The organism is Rhodanobacter sp. C05 (assembly GCF_002001165.1).
GTDB lineage: Bacteria > Pseudomonadota > Gammaproteobacteria > Xanthomonadales > Rhodanobacteraceae > Rhodanobacter.
In genome coordinates this window covers 107,818-116,433 of record NZ_MUNQ01000013.1, presented here as the reverse complement: position 1 = coordinate 116,433, position 8,616 = coordinate 107,818, and the positions used below count along the sequence as shown (strand labels likewise).

Sequence of the window (8,616 nt, the reverse complement as noted above, 5' to 3'; positions counted from 1 at the left end):
ACACAATTCACCTGCGCACACTGTCAAAGATCTTTTCGCTTGCATCCCGTTGCCGGTTTGCGCCCCAAGACGTTTCGTCCTAGGTGAGCCGCCCATTCTACATCGCTTTTGGAGACCGTCAACACCCTCGTTGAAGCTTTTTTCGAGGTCCCGTCGGTCCGTCTTGCGACGTCTGGGCGACTGCGGGCCGCGAATAATACGATCTGTAATTTTTTTAGCAAGCGTTTCTTGAGGCCGGTTTTGCAGATGTGCTGCAAACGGCTGTGCTGGCATGCAATTTTCTTTTCCAGAGCCCTGTCTGACGCTGTCATGCGGGGCCGAACCACACCTCGGATCACGCCGATACGAGCTTCACGCGCGCAAAGTTGCGCTTGCCTACCTGCAGCACGCCCTCGAACCCGACACTGAATACACGCTGCGCATCCTCCACGACTTCGGCGTCGATGCGCACGGCCCGCTCTTTCAGCTTGCGGCTGGCTTCGGAATTGCTCGCGGTCAGCCCGGCCGCCGTCAGCAAGGCACCGAGCCGCAGACCCTCGGTGGGCACGACGATGTCAGTCTGCGGCAACAGCGAAGTATCGCCTTCACCGCGCACGACCGCATGCCAACCGGCAATCGCCAATTCGGCCGCCGCCGCGTCGTGGAAGCGCGTGGTCAGTTCGCGCGCGAGGCGCAGCTTGGCATCGCGCGGGTTGAGCACACCGCTGGCAATGTCTTTCTTCATCTGCGCCAGCTCGTCCAGCGACACCTCGAAGCTGAGCAGCTCGAACCAACGCCACATCAGCTCGTCACCGATCTTCATGGTCTTGGTGACGATGTCGATCGCCGGCTCGTTGATGCCGATGTAGTTGCCGAGCGACTTGGACATCTTGTTGACGCCATCCAGCCCCTCCAGCAACGGCATGGTCAGCACGACCTGCGGCGGCTGGCCGTGATGCTCCTGCAGGCCGCGACCCATCAGCAAGTTGAATTTCTGGTCGGTGCCGCCGAGCTCGACGTCGCACTTCAGTGCCACCGAGTCGTAGCCCTGCACCAGCGGATACAGGAATTCGTGGATCGCGATCGGCTGCTGCGCGGCATAGCGTTTGGCGAAGTCGTCGCGCTCGAGCATGCGCGCCACGGTGTGCTGGGCGGCCAGCTTGATCATGTCGGCGGCCGTCATCTGGCCGAACCACTCGGAGTTGAAGCGCAGCTCGGTCTTCTCGCGATCGAGCACCTTGAACACCTGCTCGGCATAGGTTTCGGCATTGGCCAGCACATCCTCGCGAGTAAGCGGCTTGCGGGTAACGTTCTTGCCGGTGGGGTCGCCGATCATGCCGGTGAAGTCGCCGATCAGGAAGATCACCTGATGACCGAGATCCTGGAACTGGCGCATCTTGTTCAGCAATACGGTATGGCCGAGATGCAGATCCGGTGCGGTCGGGTCAAAACCGGCCTTGATCCGCAAGGGGCGGCCACTTTTCAGACGTTCAGCCAGATCCTCCCGCTTGATGATTTCGTCGGCGCCGCGCGCAATCGTGGCCAGCGCCTGGTCAAGCTCGCTCATGCATTTCTCTCTCAAGGTGATAGTGACGGACCGCATCGGAGCAACGCGCCCGTGCGCTTGACGTTAATTGTGCGTTAACCAGGAATGTCGCGCAAACCCTTGATGGAAAAGGCGTTGACGCCATTTACACATGACCGTTATGGTACGCGGAGTTTGTTACTTTGTACCGCGGGGCGCGCACGGCATGGCTGATGAAAAAAAGAGTGCGCGGCATGCGCGCAAGCAGGCGATCAGTCGCAAGGCGCAGCGTCGGCATTCTCACTTCTATGAACGCTTCGCACACTGGTCGTTCAACCGCTCGCCTGAAGTCGAACCGATTCACTGGCACCGTGAGCATCTGGTGCTCGCCGGCACTGCTTTACTGATCACCCTTTTGTCCGGTTTCATCATGCCCGTCTGGGCCAGTGCGATGCGTCCCGCGCCGTTACCGGAAGTGCACGCCCTGTTGCCGCTGGCGCTGCCCAAGGTCGCACCGGCCAGTGCCGTGGTACCCACCGTGGATGACTGGCAGGTAGTACGGGTAGAACCGGGCCAGACCTTGTCGGACATCTTCACCGGTCGTGGCCTCGGCATGGCCGATCTGCAGAAGGTGATGGATGTTGCCGGCACTGCCACACCTGCGTTGCACAATATCCGTCCAGGCGAGGAATTCGATTTTCTGCTCGGCAGCGATGGCAGCCTCAGGGGTTTCCGTTTCGACCAGGATCAGGCCAGCCGCGCCACGGTGCGGCTCGATGGTGCACATCCCAGCATCATCACCCAGCAGCGTGACATGGATCTGCGCGAACAGGTGGCGCATGGCGTGATTCGCAGCAGCCTCTATGCCGCCGGAGACCAGGCTGGCATGAACGCGGCGATGGTCGGCAAGCTGGCCGACCTGTTCAAGTACGACATCGACTTTGTGCAGGATCTGCGTATCGGTGACAGTTTCACGGTGATCTATGACGATCTCTACCGTGACGGTGTGCGCTATGGCGAAGGTGACATCGTCGCCGCCGAGTTCATCAACCAGGGGCAGCGCTACACCGCCTATCGCTTCAAGAAGACCGACGGCAGCTACGGCTGGTTCAGCGAGGACGGACGGCCGATCCAGAAATCCTTCCTGCGCATTCCGGTCGACTTTACCCGCATCTCCTCAACCTTCAGCGCAGCGCGCCTGCATCCCATCCTGGGCCTGATGCGCGCTCACAAGGGCGTCGATTACGCTGCACCCACCGGCACCCCGATCCATGCCGCCGGCGACGGTACGATCAAGTTCCGCGGCTGGATGAATGGCTATGGCAATTTCGTGATCATCCAGCACAACAGCACGATCAGCACTGCCTACGGTCACATGTCGCGTTTCGCCAACGAAAAAATCGGCCAGCACGTAAGCCAAGGGCAGGTGATCGGCTTTGTCGGCATGACCGGCCTCGCCACCGGCCCACATCTGCATTACGAATTCCGCGTCAATGGCGTGCAGCGCAATCCACAGACGGTCACCTTGCCGCGGCCGGAGCCGCTGCCGGCCGCCCAGCTGGCCCAGTTCAAGGCCCGGGTCGTGCAGCCCCAGCTCGCCCGGCTGACCGAGCTTGATGCGCGCATCAAGCTGGCACGTGCGAACGCTCCCGCCAACAACGACAACTGAGTGCGCGACGCGCGTGGATGACGCCTCGGCGCTTTATCTCGGCTTGATCTCCGGCACCAGCGCGGACAGCATCGATGCCGCCCTGGTCAGTTTCAGCCGCGGCGTACCGCAATTGCTGGCTGCGCACAGTCATCCATGGCCGGCAGCCTTGCGCGAACGCATGCTGGCGCTGGCACAAGACGAAGCCTCGCTGGATCTGGACGGGTTTGGACGCCTGGATGTCGAAATCGGCCATCACTTCGCCGATGCCGCGCTGCACTTGCTTGAACACAACGGCACATCCGCACAGGCAGTACGGGCGATCGGCTCGCATGGACAGACCGTACGCCATCGACCCTCCGGCGATCATCCATTCACGCTGCAGCTGGGGGACCCTAATGTGATCGCTGAACGCTGCGGTATTGACGTGGTGGCAGATTTTCGCCGCGCCGACATCGCCGCTGGCGGGCAGGGTGCACCACTGTTGCCGGCAGTGCACGCCATGCTGCTGGGCCGCCCGGGCCATGCACGGGTCGTGCTCAATCTCGGTGGCATTGCCAATATCACGGTGCTCGGTGCCGACGGCAGCGTGCACGGTTTTGACACCGGCCCGGCGAACGGCTTGCTGGATGCCTGGTGCCTGCGCCATCGCGGCGAGGCATTTGATCGCGACGGCGCATTCGCCGCCAGCGGCCGGATCGATTCCGTCCTGCTCGATGCCTTGCTGGCCGACCCTTATTTTGCGCTGCCACCACCGAAGAGCACCGGTCGCGAACACTTCCATCTGGGCTGGCTCGCCACGCATCCGCGACTGACATCGCTGAGCCCAGCCGACGTGCAAACCACCCTGCTGGAGCTTACTGTACGCAGCGTCGCCGGAGCGATTGCACAATACGCACCGGACGCGGAGGAAGTGCTGGTTTGCGGTGGTGGCGTGCACAACGGTGCACTGATGCGACGGCTGGGTGAACTGCTGGTCCCGCACATCCTGTGCAGCACAGCCCGCCACGGCATCGATCCTGACTTTCTCGAAGCCACCGCGTTCGCGTGGTTGGCGCGCCAGCGGCTGCTCGGTCTGCCCGGAAATCTGCCGGCTGTGACCGGCGCGCGAGGCGCGCGCGTGCTGGGCGCGATCTACTCGGCTCCCAGTGCAGACTCCCCGCCGCGGATATTCTCCGGCGCCAGTTGAGTCGCACTGCGCTGCGCCAGTGCGCGCAATGCTTCCTGGAATACACCCTTTTCATTGGCCGCCCAGTCGCCGCCAATCTCGGTCAGCGCATGGGGATCAAGCATCGATTCACTGAACGGCTGTGCGGTCGAGATGCCCATGCCTTTGCGCAAGGCATACAACAAGACTTCATTGACCGACCACTGCCGCGCCTTGGCCAGCGAATGAATGCGCTCGACCAGCAAGCCATCGACGTGCTGCAAGATCATGTCCGGCACAAGCGCCACTCCTTAAGTTCCGCAGGAACTGGAGATTCCCATTCCGCTGACCCGGATTCTGACGAATCCGGCAATCACTTCCGTGCCCTGGTTGGCAATCTCACCAGGCTGGCCGGAGCCCGCGTGACCGGGGTCACGAATGCCGCCAGCCAATGACTGGTGCCATCGTGCAAGAGTGCCGGCAAAGCGGATTCGTGCATTTTCTAGAACCACCCGGCCCAACGTGCGCTTGATGCGCATGCGCCATCCATGGATTCATGACCAGGATGTTCTCGCCGTCCTGCTAGGGCTCGCCCTGAGCAACTTCACTTGCACGTTCAGCGGCACGAAAATACGACCACAGGTAAGCGAACAAGGCCATCGCCGGCAGGATCGACACCACGGTAATGGCGAAATAGCCGCCATATCCCAACACCGTGACAATGCCGCCGGCAAAAAAGCCCAGCACCTTGCCGGGCAAGTTCACCAGCGAACTCAGCAGCGCGTATTGCGTCGCCGTGTGCTGACGATTGACCAGCAACGACAGGAACGCCACCGTCGGCGGCCCGAGCAGACCCTCGGCGAAATTCTGGCCGGAGATCGCCACGGTGAGCATCGGCAGGCTGCCGTGATGATTCAGCAACAGCAGGTAGAACAGGTTGCTGCAACTCTCCAGCACGATCGCCACACCCAGCGTGCGCCACGCGCCCCAGCGCGCCACCGACGCGCCACCGACGAAGGCGCCGGCGATGCCGATCCACACGCCGTAGATCTTGGTGACTGCGCCGATTTCGGTCTTGTTGAAGCCCATGTCACGCATGAACGGATTGAAGATGGTGCCAATGGACTGCTCGGGCAACTTGAACAGCAGGATGAACAACAGCGTCACCCCGGCGAGGGCCCAGCCATAGCGGCGAAAGAAATCCGCAAACGGGTCGATCACGCCGTCGCGCATCGCTGCATGCCAGGTGGCAGGCACCGCTCGATACACGTCCGGCTCGCGCATGGTGAGTGTGGTGGCGACCGGCAACAGCATCGCCACCGCCATCAGCGCATAGACCCAGGCCCAAGCGATGTGGTCGGCCAGGATCAGCGCCAGCGCACCGGCCACCAACAGGCCCAGCCGGTAACCCAGCGAATAGGTAGCCACCAGCGCACCCTGCGCGGAAGGCGGTGCGATCTCGATGCGGTACGCATCCACCGCAATGTCCTGGGTGGCACCCATGAAGGCCACCAACAGGGTTGCCACAACGAACAGTTGCAGCCGATGCGGCGTCAGCAGGGCCATTGCCAACAGTCCGGCGATCACGCCCAGCTGCGCGAACAACAGCCAGCCACGGCGCTGGCCCAGCCGCGCGAACAGCGGCAGCCGCCAGTGATCGAGCAGCGGCGCCCACACGAACTTGAAGGCATAGGTCATGCCGGCGCTGGCGATCATCGTGACGTCCTTCAGCGCGATGCCGCTTTCCTTCAGCCACAGTGCCAGCGTGACGGATACCAGCAGAAACGGCAGGCCGGAGGAGAACCCCAGCAGGCACATCGTCCATGCAGCGGGCTGCGAGAACGCCCGCCAGATCGATGGCTTGCGCGCCGTCGACGCGCGCGGTTCAATCGGCATAGTCGACGGTATACGGTGCGTGATCGGAGAAGCGCTGGTCGCGATAGATCGAACAGTGCTTGAGGCGCTCGCACAGCGACGGCGACACCACCTGGTAATCGATGCGCCATCCCACGTTGTTCGCACGCGCCTGGCCGCGATTCGACCACCAGGTGTATTCGACCGCTTCGGGCTTGATCGCACGGAAGCTGTCGACCCAGCCGCGCTGCTGGAACAGCAGGTCCAGCCACGCGCGTTCCTCCGGCAGGCAACCGGAGTTCTTCTGGTTCGAGCTCCAGTTCTTGATGTCATTCTTCGTGTGCACGATGTTCCAGTCACCGCAGATCACGTAATCGCGACCGCTCTTCAGCCACTGGTCGAAGATAGGCGTGATCCATTCCATCGCCTTGAACTTGAACTGCTGGCGCTCGTCACCGGAGGAGCCGGACGGGAAGTACAGCGATACCACCGAAAGGTTGCCGAAGCGCGCCTCGATGTAGCGACCCTCGTTGTCGAATTCGTCCCAGCCCAGCTCGGTCAGCACCTGGTCGGGCTCACGCTTCGCATAGATCGCCACGCCGCTGTAGCCCTTCTTGCTGCTGGCGTCGCGATAGAAGCAATGATGACCATCCGGACGAAACATCGGATCGCTGAGCTGATCCTCCTGCGCCTTGGTTTCCTGCAGGCAGACCACGTCAGCGTTCTGCAAACGCAACCAGTCGAACACCCCCTTGGTCGCAGCCGAACGGATGCCGTTGGCGTTGAGGCTGATGATGCGCATGGCGTCTCCCGATTGCTGATGGACGATCATAACAACCACAGACCACGACTAACGCGTTCGCCTCATCGACATGAACCCGTCCGTCTGCGTGTCGCGCCTGCTGCGACCTCGCTGCTTCCGTGCGCGCTACCATGGCAACTGTTCCGGGAAGCCATATCGGCTGCCCTCTGACTTTCATCCCACGAGACAACTCCGTGCACGACTACCAGCGCGACTTCATCGAACTCACCCTCCAGCGCGAAGTTCTCCGCTTCGGCGAGTTCACCCTGAAATCCGGCCGGCAAAGTCCCTATTTTTTCAACATGGGGCGAATCGATTCCGGTGCCGCATTGGCCCAGCTCGGGCGCGCCTACGCGGCGGCCGTGGTCAACGCCGGGATCAACGTCGACATGCTGTTCGGCCCTGCCTACAAGGGCATTGCATTGGCTGCGGCCACCGCGATCGCATTGGCCGATCAGCACCAGCGCGACCTGCCATGGGCATACAACCGCAAGGAAGCGAAGGATCACGGCGAGGGCGGGGTGCTGGTTGGTGCGCCGTTGAAGGGCCGCGTGCTGATTGTCGACGACGTGATGACGGCTGGCACGGCCGTGCGTGAATCACTGGCCTTGATCCGCGCGCATGGCGCCGAGCCGGCCGGTGTGCTGATCGCGCTGGACCGGCAGGAACGTGGGCAGGGCGAACTCTCGGCTGCACAGGAAGTCACCACAGATTACGGCATCCCGGTGATCGCGATTACGGGTCTCGACGACGTGCTGGCCTACGCCGGTGAACAACCGCTGCTGGCCGCTGAACATGCCCGGCTGCTGGCTTACCGCGAGCGCTATGGTGTTTCCCGCTGAGCCCATCCGCGAACCACCAGGATCGAATGCTCTTGATCACAGTAAATCGCGTTGCCATTACCGCCCACCTACGCGGCGCAATCGTGATGGCTATACTGAAAGACAAAGGGGAATGTTCATGCGCAAGTTACTGACTGTCGTAGTCGTCACCATGCTACTCGCGAGCTTGCCGGTGCACGCTCAACAGACCATGGGTGGCGGCATCCGTTATAAATGGCACGACGGCCAGGGGTTGCTGCATTTCAGCGACAGCTTGAGCGCCGAAGCCATGAAGTATGGCTACGACCTGGTCAACGACCAGGGTCTGGTCATCCAGCACGTAGCGCGCCAGCTCAATCCGGAAGAGCGCGCCGCCGCCAACAAGCTGGCCGAGGAAGAAGCCGCCAAGCGGCGCGCAGCGCAGGAGGTGGCCAATGCCGAAGCGCAGATGCTGTCGGCATATCCGGATGAGGACTCCTACAAGATTTCGCAGCAACAGCAGCTGGACACCATCGATCAGCAGATGCATACCACTCAGATCAACCTGCGCAGCCAGGAAAAGGCGTTGACGGACCTGCTCGCTCGGGCGGCTGACATCGAGCGTACCAAGTCACCGGTACCGAAATTCCTCAGCGACAGCATCGCCAGCCAGCGTGATGTCGTCACTGGACAGCGCAGCACATTGCAACATCAGCAGGCGTTGCGCGCCCAGACCGTGCAGCAGCAGGTCAAGGATCTGGCGCGCTATCGCCAGCTCAAGGCGGCGCAAGCCCAAGGCCAACCTTAGTCGACATGGACTCGGAATATCGCAGGGCCTGGGTGACGCCCTCCCATGCCAGC

10 protein-coding genes are annotated in these 8,616 nt (G+C 62.1%); 4 read left to right on the top strand and 6 right to left on the bottom strand.

Going from position 1 to position 8,616, the window contains the following annotated elements:
• Positions 1–273 (bottom strand): hypothetical protein (locus B0E51_RS19670; protein WP_217333104.1); only part of this gene is annotated, 273 nt, incomplete at its 3' end.
• A gap of 61 nt (positions 274–334) precedes the next feature.
• Positions 335–1,546: a tyrosine--tRNA ligase gene (gene tyrS / locus B0E51_RS13260; protein WP_077445366.1), complete on the bottom strand. Its 1,212-nt coding sequence runs from the start codon at positions 1,544–1,546 to the stop codon at positions 335–337.
• Positions 1,547–1,730: 184 nt separating this feature from the next.
• On the opposite strand from tyrS, the gene B0E51_RS13255 reads away from it, so the two are divergent.
• Together B0E51_RS13255 and B0E51_RS13250 are read left to right on the top strand one after the other, a co-directional pair.
• The gene (locus B0E51_RS13255) at positions 1,731–3,173 is read left to right on the top strand and encodes a peptidoglycan DD-metalloendopeptidase family protein (protein ID WP_077445365.1); all 1,443 of its coding nucleotides are present in this window, start codon (positions 1,731–1,733) and stop codon (positions 3,171–3,173) included.
• A 13-nt stretch (positions 3,174–3,186) separates the two neighbouring features.
• Positions 3,187–4,341 (top strand): anhydro-N-acetylmuramic acid kinase, encoded by a 1,155-nt coding sequence (locus B0E51_RS13250; protein WP_077445364.1) that lies wholly within the window; start codon positions 3,187–3,189, stop codon positions 4,339–4,341.
• Here the strand turns inward: B0E51_RS13250 and B0E51_RS13245 are convergent.
• The 4 genes from B0E51_RS13245 to B0E51_RS13235 form a co-directional block, all read right to left on the bottom strand.
• Entirely contained in the window at positions 4,287–4,589 is a 303-nt protein-coding gene (locus B0E51_RS13245; protein ID WP_254424520.1) for a hypothetical protein, read from the bottom strand. The genes B0E51_RS13250 and B0E51_RS13245 overlap by 55 nt on opposite strands.
• Positions 4,590–4,610: 21 nt before the next feature.
• The gene (locus tag B0E51_RS19280) at positions 4,611–4,838 is read right to left on the bottom strand and encodes a hypothetical protein (RefSeq protein WP_143525916.1); all 228 of its coding nucleotides are present in this window, start codon (positions 4,836–4,838) and stop codon (positions 4,611–4,613) included.
• A 43-nt stretch (positions 4,839–4,881) separates the two neighbouring features.
• Positions 4,882–6,117, bottom strand: coding sequence for an MFS transporter (locus tag B0E51_RS13240; protein WP_077445380.1), 1,236 nt, complete (start codon positions 6,115–6,117; stop codon positions 4,882–4,884).
• A gap of 67 nt (positions 6,118–6,184) precedes the next feature.
• The gene (locus B0E51_RS13235) at positions 6,185–6,955 is read right to left on the bottom strand and encodes an exodeoxyribonuclease III (protein ID WP_077445379.1); all 771 of its coding nucleotides are present in this window, start codon (positions 6,953–6,955) and stop codon (positions 6,185–6,187) included.
• 194 nt (positions 6,956–7,149) lie between these two features.
• Between B0E51_RS13235 and pyrE the strand changes: the two genes are divergently transcribed.
• On the top strand, positions 7,150–7,797 hold the full coding sequence (pyrE, locus tag B0E51_RS13230; protein ID WP_077445363.1) for an orotate phosphoribosyltransferase: 648 nt from the start codon (positions 7,150–7,152) through the stop codon (positions 7,795–7,797).
• Positions 7,798–7,915: 118 nt separating this feature from the next.
• Positions 7,916–8,563, top strand: coding sequence for a DUF4124 domain-containing protein (locus B0E51_RS13225; RefSeq protein WP_077445378.1), 648 nt, complete (start codon positions 7,916–7,918; stop codon positions 8,561–8,563).
• The last annotated feature ends 53 nt before the right edge of the window (positions 8,564–8,616 follow it).